The following is a 23233-nucleotide window of genomic DNA, read 5'->3' as shown; positions in this document are numbered from 1 at the left end:
GCAGAGACCGAGCCGATGACAAACACCATCCTCGTCGTGGACGACGTGCCGGAGAACATCGACATCCTCGTCGAGATCCTCGCACCGCATTACCGCACCAGGGTCGCCCTGAACGGCGAGCGGGCATTGAAGATCGCCCGCTCGGACAGCCCGCCGGACCTCATCCTGCTCGACGTGATGATGCCGGGCCTGAGCGGCTATCAGGTCTGCGAGCAGCTCAAGGCCGATCCGGACACCCGGGCCATTCCGGTGATCTTCGTCACCGCCATGAGCGAGGTGGCCGACGAGCGCCACGGCCTGGAGCTGGGCGCGGTGGACTACCTCACCAAGCCGGTCAGCCCGCCGATCGTGCTGGCCCGGGTCCGGACCCACCTGGCGCTCTATCGGCAGCGCCGGGAGCTGGCCCGGCTGGTGGAGGAGCGCACCGCCGAGTTGCTCAGGACCCGCCAGCAGATCGTCCGCCGCCTGAGCCGCGCCGCGGAATTCCGCGACAACGAGACGGGCAACCACATTGTGCGCATGAGCCACATCGCCCGGCTGATCGGCCAGGCCGCCGGCATGGGCGCGGAATCGGTGGAGATCCTCTTCAACGCCGCGCCAATGCACGACGTCGGCAAGATCGGCATCCCCGACAGCATCCTGTTCAAGCCGGGCAAGCTGGACGCGGCGGAATGGGCCGTCATGCGCCAGCACGCCGAGATCGGCGCGAAGATCATCGGCCGGCACGACGACGACCTGCTCAAGGCCGCCCACGACATCGCCCTGCACCACCACGAGAAATGGGACGGCAGCGGCTATCCCCAAGGCCTGAAGGACGAGGAAATCCCGCTGATGGCGCGAATCGCCGCCATCGCCGACGTATTCGACGCCCTGACCTCGACGCGCCCCTACAAGAAGGCCTGGACCATCGCGGATGCGGCCGGCCACATCGAGGCGCAGGCCGGCGCGCATTTCGATCCGGGCCTGATCGGACCCTTCCGCCGGGCGCTCGGGGAGATCGCGCAGATCGTCGAGCGCTATGCCGACAATCGGGGAGAGCTGCTGGATATCGACCTGTAAGGCCGCGCCCGGCACGCCTTGGTCGTTTCATCCGCAGCAGCGGTGTTCCATCGGCCGGCGGCGAACTTCCCCGGCTCCACCCCTTCTACTGCCAAGGGCCTCCGCACAGGGCCCGCCGGCAGCGAGGGCCAGGACCATGCACGAGATCTCCGACAACACCAGCCTGCCGAAGCCTGACGACGGGCCGTGCGCCGACCTCGATTGCCTGGTGGTGGGCGGCGGGCCGGCCGGGCTGACCGCGGCCATCTACCTGGCGCGCTTCCACCGCAGCTGCCTGGTGATGGACGCCGGCTGCAGCCGGGCGGCGCTGATCCCGCGCTCGCACAACTACCCGGGCTTTCCGCCGGGGATCTCCGGCCACGAGCTGCTCGCCCGGCTGCGCGAGCAGGCCACCGGCTACGGGGTGCGCCTGGAGCACGGCGTGGTCGAGGACATCCGCCCGCATGCCCTGGGCTTTGCGGTGGATCTCGGCGGGCGCCGTTGCATCGCCCGCGGGGTGATCCTGGCCACCGGCATCGAGGACGCCCTGCCGGAGATGGACGGCGCCGAGGCGGCGATCGCCGCCGGGGCGCTGCGCCTGTGCGTGATCTGCGACGGCTACGAGGTCCGGGGCGATGCGGTGGCGGTGCTCGGCACGGCCGAGGAGGCGATCCGCCATGCGGCCTTCCTGCGCACCTTCAGCGACCAGGTCACGGCGGTCGTCGCGGACGACCGCGCGCCCGGCACAGAGGCGCAGGCCCTGGCCGGCCACTACGGCATCGCGGTGCTGCCCGGCGCGCGGAGCCTGCGCTACCTGCCCGGCCAGGGCATCGAGCTGATCGACACGGATGGCCGGCGGCATGTCTTCGACATCCTCTACCCCAGCCTCGGCGCCCGGGTGCGCGCCGAGCTGGCCTGCCGGCTGGGCGCCGCCTGCGACGACAAGGGCGGCCTGCTGGTCGACGATCACCAGCGCACCTCGATCCCGGGGCTGTACGCCATCGGCGACGTGACCAGCGGACTGCGGCAGATCAGCGTGGCAGTCGGCCAGGCGGCCCAGGCGGCGACGACGCTGCACAACAGCCTGGAAGCCAATCCCTGGACGCGTCCCGCCCTTTGAACGACCTCAGCCGAGCAGCGCCACCGCCTTGATCTGCGCCCACATCCGCTTGCCGGGGACGATCTCGAGCTGATCGCAGGAGCGGCGGGTGATGCGGGCGATCAGCGGGGTGCCCTCGGCCTCCAGGCGCACCAGCACGTGGGCCGGGGTGTCGGCCTCGACCACCTCGCGGACCGTGGCCGGCAGCACGTTGGTGATGCTGGAATCCTCGGCGTGGCTGCTCGCCAGGCTGACGTCGCGGGCATGCACGCGCAGGCGCAGGTGCTGGCCGGGCTCTTCCGGACGCCGCGCGACCAGCACCGCGCCGCCGGGAAATTCGAGACGGGTGAGGTGGTAATGGTCGTCGTGCTCGGCCACCACCGACTCGATGACCACCCCGGCGTCCTCGCTGAAGGCGGTGGGCAGATCGAGCCGCGCCAGGGTTTCCTGCAGCCCGCCCTGGGCGACCACCCGGCCCTGGTCGAGCAGCACCACGTGGTCGGCCAGGCGCGCCACCTCGTCCGGCGAGTGGCTGACGAACAGCACCGGGATGTCCAGCTCGTCGTGCAGGCGCTCCAGATAGGGCAGGATCTCGTTCTTGCGCTTGAGGTCGAGCGCCGCCAGCGGCTCGTCCATCAGCAACAGACGCGGACTGGTGAGCAGCGCGCGGGCGATGCCGACGCGCTGGCGCTCGCCGCCGGACAGGCGACCGGGCAGGCGGTCGAGCAGATGACCGATGCCGAGCAGTTCGAGCACCCGCTCCCAGGATACCCGGCGAGTGGCGGCATCGACGCGCTTCATGCCGTATTCCAGGTTGCGCCGCACCGTCAGGTGGGGAAACAGGCTGGACTCCTGAAACACGTAGCCGAGGGCGCGCCTGTGGGTCGGCAGGAACACGCCGGCGGCGCTGTCCTGCCAGAGCTCGTCGTTGATCTCCAGACGCGCCTCGGCGGCCCGCTCTAGGCCGGCGACGCAGCGCAGCAGGGTGGTCTTGCCGGAGCCGGAGTGGCCGAACAGCGCGGTCACGCCGTGCCCCGGCAGCGTCAGGTCGACATCCAGCACGAAGCCCGCATAGGCCACCCGGAAACGGGCGCGGATGCTGTCCGCCGGCACGCGGGCCGGACGGACGGCATTCACGTCCTTGGCGCCGAGCTCGAAGATGGTGCTCATCGAGGATCCTCCCGGATCAGCTCAGCCCCGCCTTGAAGCGACGGCTGGAATAGAGTGCAAGCAGCACGAGGAAGGAGAACAGCACCATGCCGCCGGAAAGCCAGTGGGCCTGGGTGTACTCCATCGCCTCGACGTGGTCGAAGATCTGCACCGCCACGGTGCGGGTCTTTTCCGGGATGTTGCCGCCGATCATCAGCACCACGCCGAACTCGCCCACGGTATGCGCGAAGCCGAGGATGGCGGCAGTGACGAAGCCGGGCCGCGCCAGCGGCAGCACCACGGTGAAGAAGGTATCCCAGGGGCCGGCGCGCAGCGTCGAGGCCACCTCCAGCGGGCGTTCGCCGATCGCCTCGAAGGCGTTCTGCAAGGGTTGCACGACGAAGGGCAGCGAATAGAACACCGACGCCACCACCAGGCCGGCGAAGGTGAAAGGCAGCGTACCGAGGCCCAAGGCCTGGGTCAGCTGGCCGACGGGGCCGTGCGGCCCCATGGTCACCAGCAGGTAGAAGCCGAGCACGGTCGGCGGCAGCACCAGCGGCAAAGCCACCACCGCACCTATCGCCCCCTTCAGGCGCGAGCGGGTGCGCGCCAGCCACCATGCGATCGGCGTGCCGACCAGCAGCAGCAGCACGGTGGTCAGCGACGCCAGCTCCAGGGTCAGCCGGATGGCGGCGAGGTCGAGTTCGGACAGTGGCATTGCCTGAGCCTCCTGCTCTTCAACTTACAAATCGTAACCGTAGGCCTTGATCACCTCGGCGGCCTCGGGCCCCTTGAGGTAGTCGATCAACGCCCGGGCCGCCGGATTGTCCTTGCCCTTGGCCAGGATCACCCCATCCTGACGGATCGGCTCGTACAGCTCGGCCGGCACGCTCCAGCCGGAGCCCTCGCTGAGCTTGCCGTCCTTGGACACCTGCGACAGGGCGACGAAGCCCAGCTCGGCATTGCCGGTGGCGACGAACTGATGCGCCTGGCCGATGTTGGCGCCCTCGACCAGCTTCGGCCTGACCGCCTCGGCCAGGCCGAGCTTGGCCAGCACCTGGTTGGCGGCGGCGCCATAGGGTGCGGTCTTCGGGTTGGCGATGGCAAGATGCCTGAATGCATTCTTTTGCAGCACCTCGCCCTTGTCGTCCACGTAGCCCGGCTTGGCCGACCAGAGCACCAGCTTGCCGATGGCATAGGTGAAGCGCGAGCCGGGGACGGTGACGCCCTCCTTTTCCAGCCTTTCCGGCGTGGTGTCGTCGGCGGAGAGGAAGACCTCGAAGGGGGCGCCGTTGCGGATCTGGCTGTAGAAGCCGCCGGTCGGCCCGAAGGAGGCAATCAGCTTGTGGCCGGTCTCCTGCTCGAAGCGGGTGGCGATCTCCTTCATCGGCGCGGTGAAGTTGGCGGCGGCGGCAACCTGTACCTCGCCGGCCTGGGCGGCGCAGGCGAGCAGACCGGCGCCCAGGGCGACGAACAGGCGGGACAGCGAAAGACTCATGACACTACTCCATGTTGAAGAAAACGGAACAGGAAAACCGCTCAGCCGTAGGAGGCGAGGATCACGCTGGACGACTTGAAGAGGGCGCAGGCCTCCACGCCCGGGGCCAGGCCGAGGGCCTCGCAGCTGTCGGCGGTGACCACGCAGGTCACGCTGCGTCCGGACGGCAGGGCCAGAGTCACCTCGTTGTTCACCGGCCCCTCGTGAACCTCGACGACCTTGCCCCACAGCTGGTTGCGCGCGGTGAGCTTGAGCGAGCGCTCGGTGGTGAGCATCACCGAGGAGGACTTGATCAGGGCGAAGACCTCCTTGCCGATGGCCAGCTCCAGGTTCTCCGCGCTGGCCTTGGTGATGATCGCGGCGATCTCGTTGTCGGCATCCAGGCGGATGCGCACCTCGTAGTCGACCCCGCCGACGCGCAGGCCGGTGACGGTGCCGGCGAACTGGTTGCGCGCGCTGGTCTTCAGGCTCATCGAGTGCATGAGGCGCTGGAAGGACTGGATGTCGCCGCCGGTCACCTCGTTGAGGCGCTCGGAGAGGCGGTCGAGGGCCTGCTGGTACTCGATCTCCAGGGCCCGGTACATGGCCACGATGCGCCGGCCGTAGTCGGTGAGCCGGGTGCCGCCGCCCTGGCGGCCGCCGGCGACCCGCACCACCAGGGGCTCGGGGGCGAGGTTGTTCATGGTGTCGATGGCATCCCAGGCCGCCTTGTAGGACAGCGGCACGGCCTTGGCCGCGCGATTGATCGAGCCCTCGCGCTCGATCTGTTCGAGCAGGCGGATGCGGGTGTCGGACAGCGCAGTACCGACATCGGTGTCCAGGGACATGCGGGCAAGAAAGCGGGTGGCAGTCATCGTCGGGGGCCTGTAACTTATCTATCTACCTGAGTTTATATAAAGCAATTCACATGCCAAATGGCACTTTGTTATTGTTCCATGTCTACAAAGGGCTTGCCTATACTTCGCCCCGCATGAGTTGTCAGGCTTACGACAATTTATGGTGTAGATGATATAGCGGTTGTGGCAAACCCTGCACGCCATCGAATGAGGAACACAGCATGAAAATCAGTGCCCGCAACGTCTTCACCGGCACCGTCAGCGCCCTGAAGGAAGGCGCGGTCAACGCCGAGGTCGACATCATCCTGGGCGGCGGCGACAAGCTCGCCGCCGTGGTGACCATGGAAAGCGCCAAGGCCCTGCAACTGGCCGCCGGCAAGCCGGTGGTCGCCGTGGTCAAGGCGCCCTGGGTCCTGCTGATGACCGACGGCAGCGGCTATCGCCTGTCCGCCCGCAACATCCTGACCGGCACCGTCAAGACCATCGAGACCGGCGCGGTCAACGCCGAAGTCACCCTGAGCCTGCCGGGCGGTACCGAGATCACCGCCATGGTCACCAAGGAAGCCGTCGCCGAACTGGGCCTGAAGCCGGGCGGCAGCGCCAGCGCGGTGATCAAGGCCTCGAACGTGATCCTCGGCGTGCCGGCCTGAGGCAAGACTCCCGCTCACGGATGGCATGAGGCGTGCTTGCAAGAGGCACGCCTCGTCACGAGTCTCCGCCATGCCCGTCTTCACCCTGCCGAATTTTCTTCGCCGCCCCCGCCTCAACCGTCCGGCTCCGCCGGAACGCCTGCACTTCCATCTGCGCAAGCAGCTGGTCTGCGCTACCGGCCCCCTCGAACTCGACATCGAACTGGACATCGCCCGCGGCGAGAGCCTCGCCCTGCTCGGCCCCTCCGGCAGCGGCAAGACCAGCCTGCTGCGCCTGCTCGCCGGCCTGCAGCCGGCCGACAGCGGCTTCATCGCCGCCTTCGGGCGGATCTGGCTGGACAGCGCCAGCGGCATCGACCGTCCGCCCCGCCGGCGCCGCGCCGGGCTGGTGTTCCAGGACTACGCGCTGTTCCCCAACATGAGCGTGCAGGGCAACGTGCGCTTCGCCCTGCCCGCCGGCATGCCCGCCCGGCGCGCCGACGAGCTGCTGGAGCTGGTCGGCCTCGCCGGCCTCGCCAACGAGCGGCCGGCGCGCCTGTCCGGCGGCCAGCAGCAGCGCCTGGCGCTGGCCCGCGCCCTGGCCGCGGAACCGGACCTGCTGCTGCTCGACGAACCGCTCTCGGCCCTCGACGGCGCCCTGCGCCGCGACCTGCAGGATGCCCTGGCCGCCCTGCGCGAGCGCCGGCGCACCACCCTGGTGCTGGTCACCCACGATCCGAGCGAAGCCCTGCGCCTGTGCGAGCGCGCGGTGCTGCTGGAGGCCGGCCGGGTAGTCGCCGACACGACGCCAGCCCGGCTGTTCGGCGCCGGGCGCTTCGTCGATGCCGAGAGCCGCCTGATCCTCGCCGGCCGGGTGGTCGAACGCATCGCTGCCGCCGACGGCAGCCCGCTCTACCGCATCGAGGCCGAGGGCCGCACCTGCCTCGCCCGTCCGGCCGAGCGCGCCCGCATGGAGCCGGGCGACAGCGTGCTGGTCAGTGCCGGGGACTGGCTGGCGACGCCGCTCCACGGCCTGCACTGAGCGCCGGCGGCGCCTCCGCCAGGCCGTAGATCCAGGGGCCCCCGGCCTCGGCATCGGCGGCGGCCAGCGCGGCCTGCCCGGCCGGCGAGACCAGGTAGTCGACCACCCGCCGGGCGCCCTCGCGCGCCGCGGCGGAGGCCGGATGGGCCGGCCCCGGCTCCAGCGCGACATAGGCCCGGCGCATCCGCCGGTCGCCGCGCAGGAGGATCTCCAGCCCCTCGCCGCGCAGCTTGCCGAAGGCCGCCGGAATGCCGCCGACCACCACGTAGGCCCGCTGCCGGGCAGCCTGGGCGAGGATCGCCTGCGGCTGCTCGCCCTGGTCGAGCAGCACCCAGTCCGGCTCCGGACGGATGCCGGCCCGCTTCCACAGGCGCTGGACGATCTCGTGGCTGCCGGCATCGCGGAAGGCAATGAAGGGCGCGCGCGCCGCGGCGATGCGCCGCAAGGCCTCGGCGCCGTTCGCTGCGCCGCGTACCCCGGCCGGGTCCTCGGCGGGCCCGACCAGCACGTGCTCGTTGAAGCCCCACACCTGCATCCGCCCGCCCAGCCCCGAAGCCTGCAGGGCGAAGGTCTCGCTGCCGCCGTGGATCAGCAGCAGATCGGCCTCACCGCGCACGAAGCGCGGCACGATGGCTTCCTTGTTCGCCACCGCGACCAGCTCCAGGCGAACGCTGGTGGCCGTCTCCAGGCGCGCCCGCAGCCGCTCGCCGACACCGCTCAACTGGATGCCGCCGACCATGGCCAGGCGCAGCGACTCCCCGGCCCGCGCGCCCGGCGCCAGCCCCAGCAGCAGGCCGAGCAGCAGGGGCGCGCAGCGGGCCAGCCCCCTCATGTTCCTCATCTGCATGCGTTTTTCTCCTCAGAACTCGTAGGCGAGCTTGGCCATCAGGGTGCGCGGCGCACCCGGGAAGAAGCTGCTGCCGTTGTTGGTCTCGTTGGCGTTGTTGAAGCCGATGTAGCGCTTGTCGAACAGGTTGATCACCGCCAGGTTCGCCTGCAGCCGGCCCCGGCTGACCGGCACGCGGTAGGCGAGGTCGAGGTTGGTCACGCTGTAGGCGGCCATGGTCTGGGTGTGCTCGACGTTGGCGTAGCGCCGGCCCATGTAGTGCAGCACCGGCGACAGGGTGAAGCGGCCACGGGTCCAGGCGGCGCCGAGGGTGGCCATGCGCCGCGGCACGTCGGGCAACTGCTCGCCCTCGGTCTCCAGGGGGGGCGTTCGCGCCGGTCTGCAGATCGTCCTCGAACTCGGCGCGGATCCAGCTCAGGTTGCCGAACAGGTTGAGCCCGGGCAGCGCCTCCCAGCCGCCGGCCAGCACCAGGCCGAAGCGCCGCGCGTCGGCGATGCTCTGGGTGTAGGAGGCCTTGTACTGCGGGTCGTAGAGCGAAACGCCCTTGTTCCTGTAGCGGGTGTAGAAGAGCAGCGGCTCCAGATAGCCGCGGGCGAAGTTGAAGCGCACGGCGAGGTCGACGCCGTCGGCGACTTCCATTTCGCTGTCGCTCCACAGCTGCTGCTTCGACACGCCGGGGACCACCGGCGAATGGAAGGCGTCGAAGGCCGGCGTGCCCAGGTTGCGCCCGGCCGAGGCGCGCAATTCGATCATCGGACTCAGCCGGTAGCGCAGCGCCAGGTAAGGCGCCCACTCCTCGATGGTGCTGCTGTCGACGCTGCGCGAGGCCACCTCGCCCCGCGACCGGCCGAGGGCGTCCTCTTAGGAGAGATCGCCGACGCCCGCGGGGTCGTAGTACTTGATCGAGGGCAGCACGTCGCGCACGTAGCGCACCCCGGCCTTGACGTCGAGGGCGCCGAAATCGCGCTCGGCAACGGCGAACAGGTTGTGCAGATCGTGACGGTGGTCGACGTCAGCCAGCATGCTCCATCTGGAGAAGGTCAGGCCGCCGGAGGCGTTCGGCGTGTAGTCCTTCCAGCGCGTCGCCGGCGCCGGCGGCTCGCTGGACACCCAGCCGTAGCCGAAGGTCAGCCCGGTGCCGGCCAGCCTGGTGTGCAGCTCGGCGATCGCCCCGTAGGTCTTCTGGTCGATCCGCCACTTGCGCACGACGTTGCCGCTGGCATACAGGTACTCGCCGTCCTCCTTGCTGTAGAAGGGCTTGAACACCAGATGGGTGTCGGCGCCCAGCGCATAGTCGAACTCGGCGAAGGCGGCGGTGGTCTTGAACGCCTGGCGGTTGTAGCCCTGCCAGTTGGCCAGCTGCGCGGCGCTCCTGCCGGTGGGGCTGGCGTCGTAGTCGATCTCGTCGTAGAGCGACTGGTCCTTCGACTGCTCGTAGGTCAGGCCCTTGTAGTTGTCCGCGGCCATCTCGTTGTGGGCGGCGAAGAACTTCATGTCCAGCGGACCGAGTCCCTGGGTCAGGCCCAGGGCGAAGGTGTCGCGGCGCTTGGGCGACTGCCCGCTGCTGCGCCACTTGTCGGCGCCGGTCTTGGAGGCCGAGACGAACAGCGCGGTGTCGCTGGCCAGCCGACCGCTGTCGAGGCGCACGAAGCGCCGGCGGAAATCCTCCTCGCCCACCCCGAGGGACACCACGCCGCCCGCCTCGGCCCTGGGCCAGAGGATGCGCGTGTCGAGCTGGCCGGCGCTGTCGTAGAGGGAGAAGCGGTCGGGCGCTACCGGGCCCTGGGCGAGGGAGACGCCGGCGATGTTCTCGGCATCGAGCAGGAACAGGTAGCCCGGCCCCGGTCCCGGCCCGTTGAGCGGCATGCCCTCGACCGTGCCGTTGGCACCGTGGGTGGCCATCTCCCCGCGCACCCGCAGGCCCTTGTTGCCGCCCTGCTGGTTGACCAGCCCCCAGGCATCGGTGCTGTGCATCTGCACCGCCGGCAGCCGCGACACCATCGAATAGGGATTGCTGCCGCCCTTGCCGCCGAACAGCTCTATGCCCTCGCGGCCGACCCGGTACAGCGTCGAGGGCGAGTCGGGGTCCGAGTCGAACCAGGGCGCCTGCGATGCGTCCGCCTCGCCGGTCACCAGCATCGGCGGCAGCGTCTCTTCGGCCGGCACGGCGCCGCAGGCGAGTGCCGACAGCAGGGCGGCGCAGCAGCGCGGGAACGCGGGGCGCCGGCCGGACGGCGCATGGACGGGAAACTGCTTCATGGGAGTCGTTCTCTGGTAGTACGAAACGTCTCGGCACCGCTCGGCGCCGCAATCGAAAAGGCTCGGGAAACGCAAAGGCCGTCGGCCGCTACAGGGCCCCCAGCCGGCGCAGCACGGCGAACAGGGCGAAAGAGACCAGGCCGAGCAGCAGCGACAGCACGGCGGCGCGCTCGAACTCGCCGCCGCCGACCGCGTTGAAGATCTCCAGCGACACCGTGGTGGTGCGCCCGGAAACGTTGCCGCCGAGCATCAGGGTGATGCCCACCTCGCCCAGCGAGCGCCCCAGGCCGAGCACCAGGCCGGCGACCAGCGGCCCGCGGATGTTCGGCAGCAGCACGCGCAGGAAGATTTCCAGCTCGCCCTTGCCGAGCACCCGGGCCGCTTCGCCTAGACGAGCGGAGAGACTTTCCAGCGCCGAATGCACCGGCTTGACCACCAGCGGCAGGCCGGCGATCAGCGAGGCGATCAGCACGCCCCAGAAGGAGAACACCACCTCCACGCCCCAAGCCTCGCCCAGCCAGGCGCCGAGCGGGCCGTGCCGGCCGAGCAGCATCAGCAGCAGGAAGCCGGTGGCGACCGGCGGGAACACCAGCGGCAGGGTCACCAGCGCATCGACCAGACCGCGCCCGGCCCAGCCCGGCCGAGCCAGGGCATAGCCCAGCGCCAAGCCGAGCAGCAGATGCAGCGCCAGGCTGGCCAGCGCCACCTCGGCGGTCAGCCGCAGGGCATCGGCGACCAGCGGCTCGGCGAGCACGCCGGCCAGCGACCGCAGCGGCTCGCTCACAGGCCGTGCCGGGTCAGGATCGCCCGGGCCTCGGGGCTGGCCAGGTACTCGGCCAGCGCCGCGACGCCGGGCAGACTCTCGCGCCCCTCTACGACGCCGGCGACGATGCGGATCTCGTCGTACAGACGCGGGTCGATCTCGAGGAAACCGCCGATGCGCTCGCGCACGCCGAGGGCATCGGTGAGGTTGACGAAGCCGGCATCGACTTCGCCGCTGGCCAGATAGGCCGAGACCTGCGGCACATTGGCCACCCTGATCAGCCGGCCCTCGAGCCTCCCGGCCAGGGCACTGCGCGCGAGGAACTGGCTGGCGGCCTTGCCGTACACCGCATGGCGCTCGTCCGGCAGGGCGATGCGGGCGAAAGCCGGGCCGAGCAGATCCTCCGGCCCGGTCAGCGTCCGGCCGGTCGGCCAGACCAGTACCAGCCGGCCCTTTCCGGCCGGCAGGTAGCGGACGAAGGCGGGCTGTCCAGCGCCCTCGAGGAAGGCCTGGTCGCCGAACACCACGGCCACCCGGTCGCTCTGGCGGGCCTGCGCCAATACCTGGCCCATGTTGCCGAAGAAGGGCTCGACGCGGATGCCGCTGCGGCGCTCGAAGGCGGCGGCCAGCTCGCTCACCGGGCGCTTGTAGCCGGCCCCGGCGGCGATGGTCAGCGACTCGGCGGCAGAGGCCGGCAGGGCGCCGGCAACGAGCAGACAGACAAGCGCCAACCAGAGACGCAGGGCCTGCACATGACGGCGACCCCCGCGGCACAGGTCGGGCAGGGAAAAGGTGGGCAGGTACATGCGGCTATGGCTCCTGTTTCTATATATAAAAAAAATAGAAAGCACGCACAATGCCAGCCAGTAGCCATTACCAGACGAAATTTATCACTCTAAAAATCAAATACTTAATAAGGATAAAAACCTGATTTCGCTCGAATCACGAAAATTGTTATATGCATAACAATACATATAAACAGGATGTCGGAAAGCCGACAGCCATCCAGCCCGGAAACAGCGCGCCTGCATCGATGGCCCAGCCGGGTACCGCCGCCCCGGGTTGAATCGGCTTTCTTCCGGGCGTACCCTCGCGTCCTTCTCCGGGAAACCCCCCTCCACGAGATGAAACGCACGCCTGCTCCCCCGACCCTATCGGCAACCAGCAAATGAAAGCCCTGCTGCATCCAGCCAGGGCCGTGGCGCTGGTATTTCTGGCCGCGATCCTCGCCGGCACCGCCCTCCTGATGCTGCCCGCGGCCCATGCCGAGGGCATTTCCGCACCTTGGACGACGGCCTTCTTCACCGCCGTGTCGGCCGTCTGCGTGACCGGACTGGTCGTGGTGGACACAGGCACCTACTGGTCGACCTTCGGCCAGGTGGTGATCCTCGTGCTGTTCCAGCTCGGCGGTTTCGGCATGATGACCGTGGCGACCCTGCTCGGCCTGCTGGTCAACCGCTCCTTCCGGCTGCGCACCAAGCTGGTCGCCCAGGCCGAATCCCGCTCGCTGGGGCTGGGCAGCATTTCCAGCGTGGCCCGGCTGGTGCTGGTGGTGACCTTCGCCCTGGAGCTGGCGGTGACCCTGCTGCTGACGCTCAGGCTGCATCAGGCCTACGGCCTGTCCTGGGGCGAGGCCGCGTGGAGCGGCCTGTTCCATGCCGTCTCGGCGTTCAACAACGCCGGCTTTTCCATCCATGCCGACAGCCTGATGGGCTATGCCACGGATGTGTTGATCCTGCTGCCGATCATGGCCGCGATCGTCATCGGCGGCATCGGCTTTCCGGCCCTCAGCGACCTGCGCAACAGGTTCCGCGATCCCCGCCACTGGTCGCTGCACACCAAGCTCACCCTCGCCGGCAGCGGCATCCTGCTGCTCGGCGGCTTTCTGGGCCTGCTCCTGTTCGAGTGGACGAACCCGGGGACCCTGGGGCCCATGGCGCTGCCGGACAAGCTGCTTTCCGCGCTCTTCGCCTCGGTCTCGGCACGCACGGCCGGGTTCAACGCGCTTGACATCGGCGCGCTCACCCAGGAGAGCTGGGCACTGCATTACTTCCTGATGTTCATCGGCGGCGGCAGCGCGGGAACCGCGGGCGGGGTGAAGGTCGGCACCGCCGCCATCCTGGCCCTGCTGGTCATCGCCGAGGTGCGCGGACGCACCGACAGCGAGGCCTTCGGGCGGCGCTTCAGCAGCTCGGCGCAGCGCCAGGCGATCACGGTGCTGGTGCTCGGCAGCGCGCTGATCGTGCTGGGCACGCTGGTCATCCTGCGGGAAACCGACCTGCCCACCGACCAGGTCATCTTCGAGGTGATTTCCGCCTTCGGCACCGTCGGCCTGTCCACCGGGATCACCGCCGACCTCCCCGAGTCGAGCCAGCTCATGCTGACGCTGCTGATGTACGCCGGACGGGTCGGCACCATCACCCTTGCGGCCTCGCTGGCGCTCGGCGAGCACCGCATGCCCTACCGCTATCCAGAGGAACATCCCATTGTTGGCTAAGTTGTTGTTTACCGAGCAATTCGCCTTCTCCAAGGGCGACAGCGTGGTGGTGATCGGCCTGGGCCGCTTCGGCAGTTCCGTGGCCCGCTCGCTGATGCGGCTGGGCCACGACGTGATGGGCATCGACCGCGATCCCGAGCCGGTGCATGCCTGGGCGGACCTGCTGACCCACGCGGTGCAGGCCGACTCCACCAACACCATGGTCCTGCGCCAGCTGGGCGTGGCGGACTTCTCCCATGCGATCGTCGGCATCGGCACCGATCTGGCGGCCAGCCTGATGACGATCATGGCGTTGAGCGAACTGGGCATCAAGGATATCTGGGCCAAGGCGCTGACCGCCGAGCACGGCCAGATCGCGCAGCGCATCGGCGCACACCATGTGGTCTATCCGGAAGCGGACATGGGCGAGCGCGTGGCGCACCTCATCTCCGGGCGGATGGTGGACTTCATCGAATTCGACGACGGCTTCGCGATCGCCAAGATCCACGCCCCGGCGCCGACCCACAACCTGCGGCTCGCCGAGTCCAGCGTGCGCGGGAAATACGGTGTGACGGTCGTGGGCCTCAAGCGCGCCAATGAGAATTTCCAGCATGCGAAGCCCGACACCCTGATCCTGCCCGGGGATCTTCTGATCGTGTCCGGCTCGACGCACCAGATCCAGGCATTCGCGGGCCAGACCAGGCCCTGAGGCCGCCGGGCGCGCTGCTGCCCGCTCCCAGGGCGCCTGCGCCCGGCGATACGCGGCGGGCGGTCGCCCAGCAGCACGGTGGACGTTGCGTCTGGAATCCAAGAGGACCGACAGGTTGTTGGCCAGCGCGAGCACGAGGCGTGTCCGACCTGCGCGGCCCGACCGATTCCAGTGGACGAGGTGTCGGAGAGCGAGGGAAGGAGGATGTTCGGCAAGGGGCGGCGTGACCGCCGCCCCCGGGAGTCGGCACCTAGTGCTGGTGCCCTTCGCCACCGCAGGAGTGCTCGTCGTGAGGCTTGCCGGGCGGCAGCTCGTTGGCCAGCCAGGCCTTGACCGCCCGCTCCGGGTCGCTCTCGCCGGTGGTGAGCAGGGTCACCCCGCGCTCACCGAGACGGCGGATGACCCCCTCGCCGGCGGTCGCGGCGATGGCCAGGTCCATGCCGTGCAGCGGATGGCGCTCGGGGTAGTCGGTGACGTGCCAGTTGTGCAGGACGGCTTTCTCCGCCAGCTCGATGGCATAGATGTTCACCGGCGCCTGGCCCGGCCAGACGTCGAACACCTCCCAGCGCTGGGCGCGTCCGGCATGGTCGGCCACGCGGCCCTGGCGATCGACCGCCACGGCGATCAGTCGGCGTTCCTCGCTCATGCCCTGCTCCCCTCTTCCTCATCGTCGGACACGGCGAAGCGCACCCGCTCCTCGGCGCCGACGCCGACCAGCTTGGCCAGCCACGGCGGCGGCGAGCCGGCCATGACCGACTGCAGCTCGGCAACGGCCTCCTGCGCCGCGCAGCCCTTGGGCTTCTTCAGCGGATGGATGCCGGCGCGGACCACCTTGGCCGCCGCCGGGCCGCCGATGGACACCACGTAGAGCACCTGGCAGTCCTGGATCTGCTCGACGCGCCAGGCGTTCTTGTCCTCGGCCAGCGCCACGTCCAGGGTGGAGCGGATGTCGATCAGCGTGGCCTCCTTGGCGCTCACCTGGTAGACGAGAAAGCGCAGGCAGGAGCCGAAGTGCCCGTCCAGCTGCTCGCCGTTGTTGGAGGCGATGGCCACGCGGATCGAGCCTTCCGGCATGCGCTCCAGCCTCACCGGCTGGGGCAGGCTGTCGACCTCGGCCTCGCCCCAGAGGATGCGCACCGCATCCTTGAGCGCCGTCATCGGAGTGTCGAGCATGTCGACGTCTTCCTCGGAGCCGGCCAGGCCGATCTTCAGGTCGGTGACGCTCACGCCCTGCAGGCTCTCCTCGGTCAGCGGACCGTCGATCTGCTGGTGCAGGATCTCCAGCAACTGGCCGACCGTGGTACCGGGCAGAGCCCTGGCAGCCAGGGCGATGCGCAGCGCGGTTTCGCGACTCATGTTCACGGGGGTTACCATAAGCGGCCTCCTGGGCGACAGAACTCAATCGTCATCATCGTCGTCGTCATCGTCATCCACCCGCGTGATGCGCTGGTAGATCTCCACACGGTCGCCATCCTTGAGCGCACTGTCCAGCTTGACGAACTTGCCGAACACTCCGACCTTCTGCTTCTTCAGGTCGATCTCCGGGCAGCAGCGCAGTACGCCGGACTGCTCGATCGCCTGCTCCACACTGCAGCCGTCCTCGACCTTGCAGCTGAGCTGGAGGGGCTTGGCCGGATCGGCGTATACCACTGAAACTCTCATCTTGCTCTCACTCCTCGGCCGGTTACTGCAGGACCACCAGCTCGCCGTGGGTCTTCTGCCGGCGTTCGGCACGCTTGCGGTCGATCACCCGCTTGGCGGCCAGCAAAAAGCCCAGGACGATGAAGGCGCCCGGCGGCAGGATGGCCAGCAGGATGCCCTGGAAGTCGGGGATCACGGTGATCTCCAGCCATGCGAAATGCGGGCCGAGCAGCGAGGACGCCTGGGCGAACAGAGTGCCGCTGCCGAGGATCTCGCGGATGCCGCCGATCACCACCAGCACCCAGGTGAAGCCGATGCCCATGCCGGCGCCGTCGAGCACCGAGGGGAGCACCGCGTTCTTGGTGCTGAAGGACTCGGCCCGGCCGAGCACCGCGCAGTTGGTCACGATCAGCGCGATGAACAGGCCGAGCACCTTGTACATCTCGTGCATCCAGGCGTTCATCGCCATGTCGATCAGGGTTACCACGCCGGCGATCACGCCGATCATCACCGGGTTGCGCACCTCCGGGGAGATGGTGTGGCGCATCGAGGAGATGATCGCGTTGGTGCAGATCAGCACCAGGGTGGTGGCCAGGCCCATGCCCAGGCCGTTGGTGGCGGTGGTGGTCACCGCCAGCGCCGGGCAGAGCGCGAGCATCTGCACCAGGGCGACGTTGTAATCCCACAGGGCCGAGTTGAAGTAGTGCCACGGCACCTTCTTCTTTTCAGGTGCGCCGGCGGCGGGTGCTGCACATTCACTCATGGTTGGGCTCCTCTTACTCGGCTTTCAGCTGATCGGCATGCCGGGCCTGGAACTGCAGGCCCTGGAGCACGGTCTTGACCACCGCGCGCGGGGTGATGGTGGCGCCGGCGAACTGGTCGAACTGGCCGCCGTCCTTCTTCACTTTCCACTTGTCCAGCGCCGTGTTGTCCAGCGACAGGCCGTCGAAGACCTTGATCCAGTCGCTGCGCGAGGCCTCGATCTTGTCGGCCAGGCCGGGGGTTTCCTTGTGGGCCAGCACCCGCACGCCGAGGATCCTGCCTTGGGCGTCGACGGCCATCATCTGCTCGATGGGGCCGCCATAGCCGATGTTGCTGCCCTGGAAGACCACCGCGGTGAGCTTGCCCTGCAGGCGCACCGGGTAGACCTCGACCTCGCCGAGTTCCGCATCCTGCACCTTGAAGCCGTCGGCCAGCGGGTTGTTGTCGTACAGCTCGTCGGGCACCACCTGGCGCAGGGTGGCCAGCCGGTCCTCGAGCATCTGCGCCTCGATGGTGTCGTGGGTCAGGAAGTTGGCGATCAGCAGGGCCATGGCCACCAGGCCGCAGACCACACCCAGCGACAGGCTCTGGTAGGCCACCATCGGACGCCACTTTTCCAGGCGTTCGAGGAGCGTGGGCTTGCCCGCGACCGTCTCGGCGGACGCGGCGGCCTCCTCGGCCGGGGTGATAGTCGTGTCGTTCATACCTTGTCCACCTCTTTAACCTGGCTGGTCCACTTGGCGGCGACCAGCGGCTTGCCCCGGGCGTTGCGGCCGTAGGCGCGCGGCCGCCAGTAGCGGTCGATCAGCGGGGTCAGCGAGTTCATGAAGAGCACCGCGAAGGCGGCCGCCTCGGGGAAGCTGCCCCAGGTGCGGATCACGTAGATCAGCACGCCGCAGCCGGCGCCGAAGATCAGCCGGCCGACGCGGCTGATCGGCGAGGTGACCGGGTCGGTGGCGATGAAGAAGGCGCACAGGATCAGGCCGCCGGAGGTCAGGTGATAGAGCCCGCCCGCATAGCGCTCGGGGTCGATCAGATAGGCGAAGACCGCCATCACGAACACGCTGGCCAGCATGGCCACCGGGATTTCCCAGTGGATGATGCGGCGCAGCACCAGCCACACGCCGCCGACCAGCAGCAGCAGTTCCGAGGTTTCGCCGAGACTGCCGGCCGTGCTGCCGAACAGCGCCGAGATCACGTTGAAGCTTTCGCCAAGGATGTCCTGGGCAGTGCGGTTGAGGGTCAGCTCGGTCTTCAGGTTGCCCAGCGCGGTGGCGCCGGTCATGCCGTCGGCCAGCGGGGCGCCGGCGAAGGTGATCGCCAGGCTGTCGATGAAGCCCGGCGCCGCGGACGAGAACAGCGGATGGGGCAGCGCCCAGGTGGTCATCTGCAACGGGAAGGCGATCAGCAGGGCGACGCGCGCCAGCATGGCCGGGTTGAAGATGTTCTGGCCGATGCCGCCGTAGAGCTGCTTGCCGATGCCGATGGCGAACAGGCTGCCGCCGACGCCGATCCACCAGGGCGCCCACGGCGGCAGGGAGATCGCCAGCAGCCAGCCGGTGAGCAGGGCCGAGCCGTCCAGCAGGCGGCGCATGGGCTGGCCGAGCAGGCGCAGGCAGGCGGCCTCGGTCGCCACGGCGCTGATGCAGGTGACCAGCCACAGGTTGATCGCCGGCCAGCCGAACATCACCAGGCCGAACAGGGTGGCCGGCGCGAGCGCCAGACACACGTCCAGCATGATGCGGTTGACCGAGGAGCGGTCGTGGGCGAACGGCCCCGCCGCGACGCTGATGGTGCTCATGACTCTACCTCACTGTTCGGCTCGCCAGCCGGCTTGGTGTCTTTCGCCTTGGCGGCCCTGGCGGCTTCCTTGGCCGCCTTGGCCGCCTCCTTGGCGGCTTTGGCGGCGGCCTTGGCGGCCTCTTCTTCTGCCAGACGCGCGGCGCGGGCCTCGGTCTGGCGCTTGATGTGCTCGGTCTTGCGCGCGGCGCTGCGGCGCTCGTCCTGCTGGCCCTTGGCGTACTGGAAGTAGTGCACCAGCGGGATGTGCGAGGGGCAGACGTAGGAGCAGCAGCCGCAGAGGATGCAGTCGCGCAGGCCGTATTCGCTGGCGCTGTCGTAGTCGTCGACACGGGCGTGCAGGGCCATGTCCAGCGGGGTCAGGCCCATCGGGCAGGCGTCCACGCAGCTGGCGCAGCGGATGCAGGGCGCCGGGTCCTTGTTCGGCAGTTCGTGCCCGGCCAGCGCCAGCAGGCCGGTGGCGCCCTTGATCACCGGCACCTGGGTGGAGGGCAGCACCGTGCCCATCATCGGCCCGCCGAGCAGCAGCCGCTCGGGGGTGGCGGTCAGGCCGCCGCAGGCGTCGATCAGCGCCTGGGCCGGGGTGCCGATCAGCACGTCGAGGTTCTGCGGGGTCTTCACGCAGGCGCCGGACACCGTGACCACCCGCGAGATCAGCGGGCGGCCGAAGCGCAGGGCCTGCTGGATGGCGTACACGGTGCCGGCATTGTGCACCAGCACGCCGACGTCGGTGCTGCGCCCGCCGGCCGGCACCTCACGGCCGGTGACCGCCTGGATCAGCTGCTTGGCCGAGCCCATGGGATAGAGCGCCGGCACCGCCAGCACCTCGACGGCGCCGAAGTGCTCGGCGGCGGCGCGCATGGCGGCCAGCGCCTCGGGCTTGTTGTCCTCGATGGCGATGACCACGCTGTAGGCGCGCAGGATGTGCTGGATCAGCCGGGCGCCGTCGACGATGGCCTCGGCGCGCTCGCGCATGATGCGGTCGTCGCAGGTCAGGTAGGGTTCGCACTCGCTGCCGTTGACCACCACGGTCTTGATCTCGTGGCGGGTGCCCTGCTTGAGCTTGACCGCCGCCGGGAAGATCGCCCCGCCGAGGCCGACGATGCCGGCCTGGGCGACGCGGTCGGCGAGCACCAGCGGGTCTTCGGCGAAGGGATCGGCAGGCACCTCCAGCTCGATCCAGCGATCCTCGCCGTCGCTCTCGAGAACGATGCCGTTGGCGGTCAGGCCGGACGGATGCGGCGCGGTGATCGGCCCCACGGCGACGATGCGTCCCGAAGTGGGCGCGTGTACCGGTGCGGAGACTTCCGAGGGCGGGAAGGCCAGCAATTGGCCCTTGAGCACCGTGTCGCCGACCTTGACCAGCGGCAGGGCCTCGGCCCCGGCATGCTGGCGCAGCGGCAGGTAGAGGCGCGGCGGCAGCGGCAGGCTGCCGATGGGCAGCGCCGCCGAGAGATCCTTGTGGGCGGCCGGATGGATGCCGCCACGGATACTGGAAAGATTGAAGTACATGCGAAGGCTCCGTAATCGGCTCAGGCGGCGGCGGGCTTGTCCCAGCGCCAGGTGTCCAGGGTCTGCTCCTGCGGGACCATCAGGACGCAGTCTTCCGGACAGGCGTCGCGGCATTTGCCGCAACCGGTGCAGGCATCCTCCAGCACCACGTGGATCTGTCCGCTGGCGCCGACGATGGCGTCGGTGGGGCAGGCGCGGTAGCAGCGGGTGCAGCCGATGCACTCCGAAGCCACCACCTTGGCCAGCAGGGGGGCGGCCATCTGGCTGGTATCCACGCTCACGCCGAGCATCTCGGCGAGCCGCTCGGCCAGGGCCGCGCCGCCGGGCGGGCAGCAGGTGACCGAGGCGGTCCCCTCGACCATCGCCACGGCGGCGGCGCCGCAGCCGGGGAAGCCGCACTGCCCGCACTGGCTGCCCGGCAGCAGCTCGTTGACCTCCTTGATCAGGGGGTTCTCGTCGGTCACCGCGAACTTGCGGGCCGCGAAGCCCAGGCCACCGCCCAGGAGCACGCCCATCGCTGCCAGCGCCAGAGTTGCCACTACCATAATTTGCCCTCCTCTCGTCGCCGGTCGTGCCGGCCGTCCAGTGTCAGAATCAGATCAGGCCGCCGAAGCCCATGAAGGCCAGGGCCAGCAGGCCGGCGGTGACGAAGGCGATCGGCGGGCCGGAAAAGGCGGCCGGCACGTTGGCCAGGGCCAGGCGCTCGCGCAGGCCGGCGAAGATGATCATGATCAGCGAGAAGCCCAGGCCCGAGCCCAGGCCGAACAGCGCGGCCATGGTCAGGTCGTGGCCTTCGCGCACGCTGAGCAGCGGCACGCCGAGCACGGCGCAGTTGCTGGTGATCAGCGGCAGATAGATGCCCAGCGAGCGGTGCAGCGGCGGGCTGACCTTGCGGATGATCAGCTCGATCAGCTGCACCATGCCGGCGATGACCACGATGTAGGCGAGGATGCGGATGAAGCCGATGCCCAGCGGCAGCAGCACGTAGTGTTCGAGCAGCCAGCTGCTGGCGCCGCCGAGGGTCATGACCAGGGTGGTGGCCACGGCCATGCCGATCGAGGGCTCGAGCTTGCTCGACACGCCCATGAACGGACAGAGGCCCAGAAAGCTCACCAGCACCACGTTGTGAACCAGCACGGTGCCCAACAGAAACAAAACGTACTCCATAGCGACCTCACCTACTCGGCTGAATCTCGGCGATGCACCTTTGTCGGGCGCACTCTTTTGCCGAGAGCTTTTTGCATCAAGCATGCCAGCGCTCAAACTTTGCGCAGCTCCGCCTTGCAGGCCCCAAGAAAATTGACCTAAATCAATAAAGAGCTTCGCGACACCGACCGCCTATCCACCCGACGCACCCGGTTTTGTAAGGTTTGTGACAGCTCGTTACGGAGCCTGCCGCCCGGCTTGTGCGCTTTCGCACAGCTAGCGGGCAACCACCCCGAAGATCCCCTGTTCCGCGGCGTTTTCGAGCAATCCGGCGGGTGCGGGCGTTCGATATGCGGCACAGGATTTGCTAATTTTTTTCAGGCCCAACGCGCCATGCCGGCCGACGCGCACCCTGCGCTCGCCGGTTCCCTTGGATAGACGAGGCACAGCATGACCCCGGCCAACCCGACCCTGAGCAACGAGCCGCAAGAGCCTCATGCCGAGAGCGACGAGCTGCTCCCCGAGATCTTTCGCCAGACGGTGGAGCATGCGCCCATCGCCATTTCCATCACCGACCTCAAGGCCAACATCCTTTACGCCAACCGCGCCTTCCGCAGCATCACCGGCTACGACAGCGAGGAAGTGCTCGGCAAGAACGAATCGATCCTCTCCAACGGCACCACGCCGCGCCTGGTCTACCAGGCGCTGTGGGGCCGGCTGGCGCAGAAGAAGCCCTGGTCAGGCGTGCTGGTCAACCGGCGCAAGGACCAGAGCCTGTACCTGGCCGAACTGACCGTGGCGCCGGTGCTCGACGAGACCGGCGAGACCATCTACTACCTGGGCATGCACCGCGACACCAGCGAGCTGCACGAGCTGGAGCAGCGCGTCAACAACCAGCGTCTGATGATCGAGGCGGTGGTCAACGCCGCCCCGGCGGCGATGGTGGTGCTCGACCGCCAGCATCGGGTGGTGCTGTCCAACCCGAGCTTCTGCCGCCTGGCCCGCGACCTGGTCGAGGACGGCGCCAGCGAGAGCCTGGTGGCGCTGCTGCGGGAAAACCTCGCCACCCCCTTCGAGAAGCTGGAGAACCAGGGCACCGCCTTCTCCGGCAAGGAGATCTCCTTCGACCTGGGCGGCCGCTCGCCGCGCTGGCTGTCCTGCCACGGCCGGGCCATCCACATCGAGGACGAGCAGGCCCACGTGTTCTTCACCCCCACCGAGGAGCGCTACCTGCTGCTGACCATCAACGACATCTCCGAGCTGCGCCAGAAGCAGCAGGACTCGCGGCTCAACGCGCTGAAGGCGCTGATGGCCGAGGAGGAGCTGCTGGAGGGCATGCGCGAGACCTTCAATGCCGCCATCCACCGCCTGCAGGGCCCGGTCAACCTGATCAGCGCGGCGATGCGCATGCTCGAGCGGCGTCTCGGCGACAAGGCCGAGAACGATCCGGTGCTGAGCGCCATGCGCGAGGCCAGCGCGGCCGGTATGGAGGCACTGGAGAACCTCAGCGGCTCCATTCCGGTGCGCATGGCCGAGTCCAAGATGCCGGTCAACCTCAACCAGCTGATCCGCGAGGTGATCACCCTGTGCACCGACCAGTTGCTGGCGCAGGGCATCGTCGTCGACTGGCAGCCGGCGCTGCGCCTGCCCTGGGTGATGGGCGGCGAAAGCAGCCTGCGCAGCATGATCAAGCACCTGGTCGAGAACGCCATCGAGTCCATGAGCCAGAACCAGGTCAGCCGCCGCGAGCTGTTCATCAGCACTCGCGTGGAAAACCACCTGGTGCGCATGGAGATCACCGACAGCGGCCCGGGCATTCCGCCCGAGCTGGTGCTCAAGGTGTTCGAGCCGTTCTTCAGCACCAAGCCGCCGCATCGCGTCGGACGCGGCATGGGTTTGCCGGTGGTGCAGGAGATCGTCGCCAAGCACGCCGGCATGGTGCACGTAGACACCGACTATCGCGAGGGCTGCCGGATCGTCGTCGAGCTGCCCTTCTCGGCCTCCACCTGAACAGCGACAGGGAATG

General features: G+C 68.8%; 25 protein-coding genes and 1 pseudogene. 7 read left to right on the top strand and 19 right to left on the bottom strand.

Translation table 11 applies throughout. From position 1 onward, the window contains the following. The first annotated feature begins 15 nt into the window (after positions 1 to 15). Both GCU53_RS13465 and GCU53_RS13460 read left to right on the top strand, forming a co-directional pair. Entirely contained in the window at positions 16 to 1059 is a 1044-nt protein-coding gene (locus tag GCU53_RS13465) for an HD-GYP domain-containing protein (protein ID WP_152388073.1), read from the top strand. A 136-nt stretch (positions 1060 to 1195) separates the two neighbouring features. Continuing rightward, entirely contained in the window at positions 1196 to 2158 is a 963-nt protein-coding gene (locus GCU53_RS13460) for an NAD(P)/FAD-dependent oxidoreductase (RefSeq protein WP_152388072.1), read from the top strand. Positions 2159 to 2164: 6 nt separating this feature from the next. Here GCU53_RS13460 and modC read toward each other — a convergent pair whose 3' ends face one another. Genes modC through GCU53_RS13440 form a run of 4 tightly spaced genes read right to left on the bottom strand, consistent with a single transcriptional unit; the run spans position 2165 to position 5638 of the window. Further along, the gene (modC, locus tag GCU53_RS13455; RefSeq protein ID WP_152388071.1) at positions 2165 to 3307 is read right to left on the bottom strand and encodes a molybdenum ABC transporter ATP-binding protein; all 1143 of its coding nucleotides are present in this window, start codon (positions 3305 to 3307) and stop codon (positions 2165 to 2167) included. A gap of 16 nt (positions 3308 to 3323) precedes the next feature. After that, positions 3324 to 4004: a molybdate ABC transporter permease subunit gene (gene modB, locus GCU53_RS13450; protein ID WP_152388070.1), complete on the bottom strand. Its 681-nt coding sequence runs from the start codon at positions 4002 to 4004 to the stop codon at positions 3324 to 3326. Between the two features lie 24 nt (positions 4005 to 4028). Continuing rightward, a complete protein-coding gene (gene modA / locus GCU53_RS13445) occupies positions 4029 to 4784 on the bottom strand; it encodes a molybdate ABC transporter substrate-binding protein (protein WP_152388069.1) in 756 nt (251 codons plus the stop codon). A 41-nt stretch (positions 4785 to 4825) separates the two neighbouring features. Further along, positions 4826 to 5638: a TOBE domain-containing protein gene (locus GCU53_RS13440; protein ID WP_152388068.1), complete on the bottom strand. Its 813-nt coding sequence runs from the start codon at positions 5636 to 5638 to the stop codon at positions 4826 to 4828. Positions 5639 to 5841: 203 nt separating this feature from the next. Here GCU53_RS13440 and GCU53_RS13435 point away from each other — a divergent pair, with 203 nt between their 5' ends. After that, positions 5842 to 6270 (top strand): TOBE domain-containing protein, encoded by a 429-nt coding sequence (locus GCU53_RS13435; protein WP_152388067.1) that lies wholly within the window; start codon positions 5842 to 5844, stop codon positions 6268 to 6270. A 70-nt stretch (positions 6271 to 6340) separates the two neighbouring features. After that, positions 6341 to 7291 (top strand): ATP-binding cassette domain-containing protein, encoded by a 951-nt coding sequence (locus GCU53_RS13430; RefSeq protein WP_152388066.1) that lies wholly within the window; start codon positions 6341 to 6343, stop codon positions 7289 to 7291. Here GCU53_RS13430 and GCU53_RS13425 read toward each other — a convergent pair. The 6 genes and pseudogenes from GCU53_RS13425 to modA (GCU53_RS13400) form a co-directional block, all read right to left on the bottom strand. Next, a complete protein-coding gene (locus GCU53_RS13425) occupies positions 7245 to 8138 on the bottom strand; it encodes a substrate-binding domain-containing protein (RefSeq protein ID WP_152388065.1) in 894 nt (297 codons plus the stop codon). The genes GCU53_RS13430 and GCU53_RS13425 overlap by 47 nt on opposite strands. Positions 8139 to 8150: 12 nt before the next feature. Continuing rightward, a complete protein-coding gene (locus GCU53_RS26560) occupies positions 8151 to 8498 on the bottom strand; it encodes a TonB-dependent receptor domain-containing protein (RefSeq protein WP_280115882.1) in 348 nt (115 codons plus the stop codon). Between the two features lie 31 nt (positions 8499 to 8529). Then, positions 8530 to 8970, bottom strand: a pseudogene (locus GCU53_RS26780) (TonB-dependent receptor domain-containing protein); the annotation flags it as partial. Between the two features lie 30 nt (positions 8971 to 9000). Continuing rightward, on the bottom strand, positions 9001 to 10398 hold the full coding sequence (locus GCU53_RS13410) for a TonB-dependent receptor (RefSeq protein WP_152388063.1): 1398 nt from the start codon (positions 10396 to 10398) through the stop codon (positions 9001 to 9003). A gap of 88 nt (positions 10399 to 10486) precedes the next feature. Then, positions 10487 to 11182 carry a molybdate ABC transporter permease subunit gene (locus GCU53_RS13405; RefSeq protein ID WP_152388062.1) on the bottom strand — a complete coding sequence of 232 codons (696 nt, stop codon included), beginning with the start codon at positions 11180 to 11182 and terminating at the stop codon, positions 10487 to 10489. After that, the gene (gene modA / locus GCU53_RS13400; protein ID WP_152388061.1) at positions 11179 to 11967 is read right to left on the bottom strand and encodes a molybdate ABC transporter substrate-binding protein; all 789 of its coding nucleotides are present in this window, start codon (positions 11965 to 11967) and stop codon (positions 11179 to 11181) included. Before modA (GCU53_RS13400) ends, GCU53_RS13405 begins: the two co-directional genes overlap by 4 nt. A gap of 362 nt (positions 11968 to 12329) precedes the next feature. On the opposite strand from modA (GCU53_RS13400), the gene GCU53_RS13395 reads away from it, so the two are divergent. Beyond that, the gene (locus GCU53_RS13395) at positions 12330 to 13658 is read left to right on the top strand and encodes a TrkH family potassium uptake protein (protein ID WP_152388060.1); all 1329 of its coding nucleotides are present in this window, start codon (positions 12330 to 12332) and stop codon (positions 13656 to 13658) included. Next, positions 13648 to 14346 carry a potassium channel family protein gene (locus tag GCU53_RS13390; protein WP_208845249.1) on the top strand — a complete coding sequence of 233 codons (699 nt, stop codon included), beginning with the start codon at positions 13648 to 13650 and terminating at the stop codon, positions 14344 to 14346. Before GCU53_RS13395 ends, GCU53_RS13390 begins: the two co-directional genes overlap by 11 nt. A gap of 250 nt (positions 14347 to 14596) precedes the next feature. On the opposite strand, the gene GCU53_RS13385 is transcribed toward GCU53_RS13390, so the two are convergent. Genes GCU53_RS13385 through rsxA form a run of 9 tightly spaced genes read right to left on the bottom strand, consistent with a single transcriptional unit; the run spans position 14597 to position 21228 of the window. Continuing rightward, positions 14597 to 14992 carry a NifB/NifX family molybdenum-iron cluster-binding protein gene (locus GCU53_RS13385; protein ID WP_152388058.1) on the bottom strand — a complete coding sequence of 132 codons (396 nt, stop codon included), beginning with the start codon at positions 14990 to 14992 and terminating at the stop codon, positions 14597 to 14599. Then, the gene (locus GCU53_RS13380) at positions 14989 to 15720 is read right to left on the bottom strand and encodes a dinitrogenase iron-molybdenum cofactor biosynthesis protein (protein WP_152388057.1); all 732 of its coding nucleotides are present in this window, start codon (positions 15718 to 15720) and stop codon (positions 14989 to 14991) included. Before GCU53_RS13380 ends, GCU53_RS13385 begins: the two co-directional genes overlap by 4 nt. A 24-nt stretch (positions 15721 to 15744) precedes the next feature. After that, entirely contained in the window at positions 15745 to 16008 is a 264-nt protein-coding gene (locus tag GCU53_RS13375) for an RnfH family protein (RefSeq protein WP_152388056.1), read from the bottom strand. Between the two features lie 22 nt (positions 16009 to 16030). Further along, the gene (locus tag GCU53_RS13370) at positions 16031 to 16750 is read right to left on the bottom strand and encodes an electron transport complex subunit E (RefSeq protein WP_152388055.1); all 720 of its coding nucleotides are present in this window, start codon (positions 16748 to 16750) and stop codon (positions 16031 to 16033) included. 13 nt (positions 16751 to 16763) lie between these two features. Further along, positions 16764 to 17453, bottom strand: coding sequence for an electron transport complex subunit RsxG (rsxG, locus tag GCU53_RS13365; RefSeq protein ID WP_152388054.1), 690 nt, complete (start codon positions 17451 to 17453; stop codon positions 16764 to 16766). Then, entirely contained in the window at positions 17450 to 18550 is a 1101-nt protein-coding gene (locus GCU53_RS13360) for an RnfABCDGE type electron transport complex subunit D (RefSeq protein WP_152388053.1), read from the bottom strand. The genes rsxG and GCU53_RS13360 overlap by 4 nt, the downstream gene beginning before the upstream one ends. Further along, positions 18547 to 20061, bottom strand: a complete 1515-nt coding sequence (gene rsxC, locus GCU53_RS13355; RefSeq protein ID WP_152388052.1) for an electron transport complex subunit RsxC — start codon at positions 20059 to 20061, stop codon at positions 18547 to 18549. The genes GCU53_RS13360 and rsxC overlap by 4 nt, the downstream gene beginning before the upstream one ends. A gap of 20 nt (positions 20062 to 20081) precedes the next feature. Continuing rightward, on the bottom strand, positions 20082 to 20606 hold the full coding sequence (locus GCU53_RS13350) for an RnfABCDGE type electron transport complex subunit B (RefSeq protein WP_152388051.1): 525 nt from the start codon (positions 20604 to 20606) through the stop codon (positions 20082 to 20084). A 49-nt stretch (positions 20607 to 20655) separates the two neighbouring features. Next, a complete protein-coding gene (gene rsxA / locus GCU53_RS13345) occupies positions 20656 to 21228 on the bottom strand; it encodes an electron transport complex subunit RsxA (RefSeq protein WP_152388050.1) in 573 nt (190 codons plus the stop codon). 429 nt (positions 21229 to 21657) lie between these two features. On the opposite strand from rsxA, the gene nifL reads away from it, so the two are divergent. Beyond that, entirely contained in the window at positions 21658 to 23217 is a 1560-nt protein-coding gene (gene nifL, locus GCU53_RS13340; protein WP_152388049.1) for a nitrogen fixation negative regulator NifL, read from the top strand. The last annotated feature ends 16 nt before the right edge of the window (positions 23218 to 23233 follow it).

Source organism: Azotobacter salinestris (genome assembly GCF_009363155.1).
In the GTDB taxonomy this organism is placed as follows: domain Bacteria; phylum Pseudomonadota; class Gammaproteobacteria; order Pseudomonadales; family Pseudomonadaceae; genus Azotobacter; species Azotobacter salinestris.
This window is presented reverse-complemented; position numbering and strand designations above follow the sequence as displayed.

Bases quoted from the DNA above. Each gene is read 5' to 3' on its own strand.
- GCU53_RS13465 (WP_152388073.1), top strand. From the start codon at position 16: ATGACAAACACCATCCTCGTCGTGGACGACGTGCCGGAGAACATCGAC.
- GCU53_RS13460 (WP_152388072.1), top strand. From the start codon at position 1,196: ATGCACGAGATCTCCGACAACACCAGCCTGCCGAAGCCTGACGACGGG.
- modC (WP_152388071.1), bottom strand. From the start codon at position 3,307: ATGAGCACCATCTTCGAGCTCGGCGCCAAGGACGTGAATGCCGTCCGT.
- modB (WP_152388070.1), bottom strand. From the start codon at position 4,004: ATGCCACTGTCCGAACTCGACCTCGCCGCCATCCGGCTGACCCTGGAG.
- modA (WP_152388069.1), bottom strand. From the start codon at position 4,784: ATGAGTCTTTCGCTGTCCCGCCTGTTCGTCGCCCTGGGCGCCGGTCTG.
- GCU53_RS13440 (WP_152388068.1), bottom strand. From the start codon at position 5,638: ATGACTGCCACCCGCTTTCTTGCCCGCATGTCCCTGGACACCGATGTC.
- GCU53_RS13435 (WP_152388067.1), top strand. From the start codon at position 5,842: ATGAAAATCAGTGCCCGCAACGTCTTCACCGGCACCGTCAGCGCCCTG.
- GCU53_RS13430 (WP_152388066.1), top strand. From the start codon at position 6,341: ATGCCCGTCTTCACCCTGCCGAATTTTCTTCGCCGCCCCCGCCTCAAC.
- GCU53_RS13425 (WP_152388065.1), bottom strand. From the start codon at position 8,138: ATGCAGATGAGGAACATGAGGGGGCTGGCCCGCTGCGCGCCCCTGCTG.
- GCU53_RS13410 (WP_152388063.1), bottom strand. From the start codon at position 10,398: ATGAAGCAGTTTCCCGTCCATGCGCCGTCCGGCCGGCGCCCCGCGTTC.
- modA (WP_152388061.1), bottom strand. From the start codon at position 11,967: ATGTACCTGCCCACCTTTTCCCTGCCCGACCTGTGCCGCGGGGGTCGC.
- GCU53_RS13395 (WP_152388060.1), top strand. From the start codon at position 12,330: ATGAAAGCCCTGCTGCATCCAGCCAGGGCCGTGGCGCTGGTATTTCTG.
- GCU53_RS13385 (WP_152388058.1), bottom strand. From the start codon at position 14,992: ATGAGCGAGGAACGCCGACTGATCGCCGTGGCGGTCGATCGCCAGGGC.
- GCU53_RS13380 (WP_152388057.1), bottom strand. From the start codon at position 15,720: ATGGTAACCCCCGTGAACATGAGTCGCGAAACCGCGCTGCGCATCGCC.
- GCU53_RS13375 (WP_152388056.1), bottom strand. From the start codon at position 16,008: ATGAGAGTTTCAGTGGTATACGCCGATCCGGCCAAGCCCCTCCAGCTC.
- GCU53_RS13370 (WP_152388055.1), bottom strand. From the start codon at position 16,750: ATGAGTGAATGTGCAGCACCCGCCGCCGGCGCACCTGAAAAGAAGAAG.
- rsxG (WP_152388054.1), bottom strand. From the start codon at position 17,453: ATGAACGACACGACTATCACCCCGGCCGAGGAGGCCGCCGCGTCCGCC.
- GCU53_RS13360 (WP_152388053.1), bottom strand. From the start codon at position 18,550: ATGAGCACCATCAGCGTCGCGGCGGGGCCGTTCGCCCACGACCGCTCC.
- rsxC (WP_152388052.1), bottom strand. From the start codon at position 20,061: ATGTACTTCAATCTTTCCAGTATCCGTGGCGGCATCCATCCGGCCGCC.
- GCU53_RS13350 (WP_152388051.1), bottom strand. From the start codon at position 20,606: ATGGTAGTGGCAACTCTGGCGCTGGCAGCGATGGGCGTGCTCCTGGGC.
- rsxA (WP_152388050.1), bottom strand. From the start codon at position 21,228: ATGGAGTACGTTTTGTTTCTGTTGGGCACCGTGCTGGTTCACAACGTG.
- nifL (WP_152388049.1), top strand. From the start codon at position 21,658: ATGACCCCGGCCAACCCGACCCTGAGCAACGAGCCGCAAGAGCCTCAT.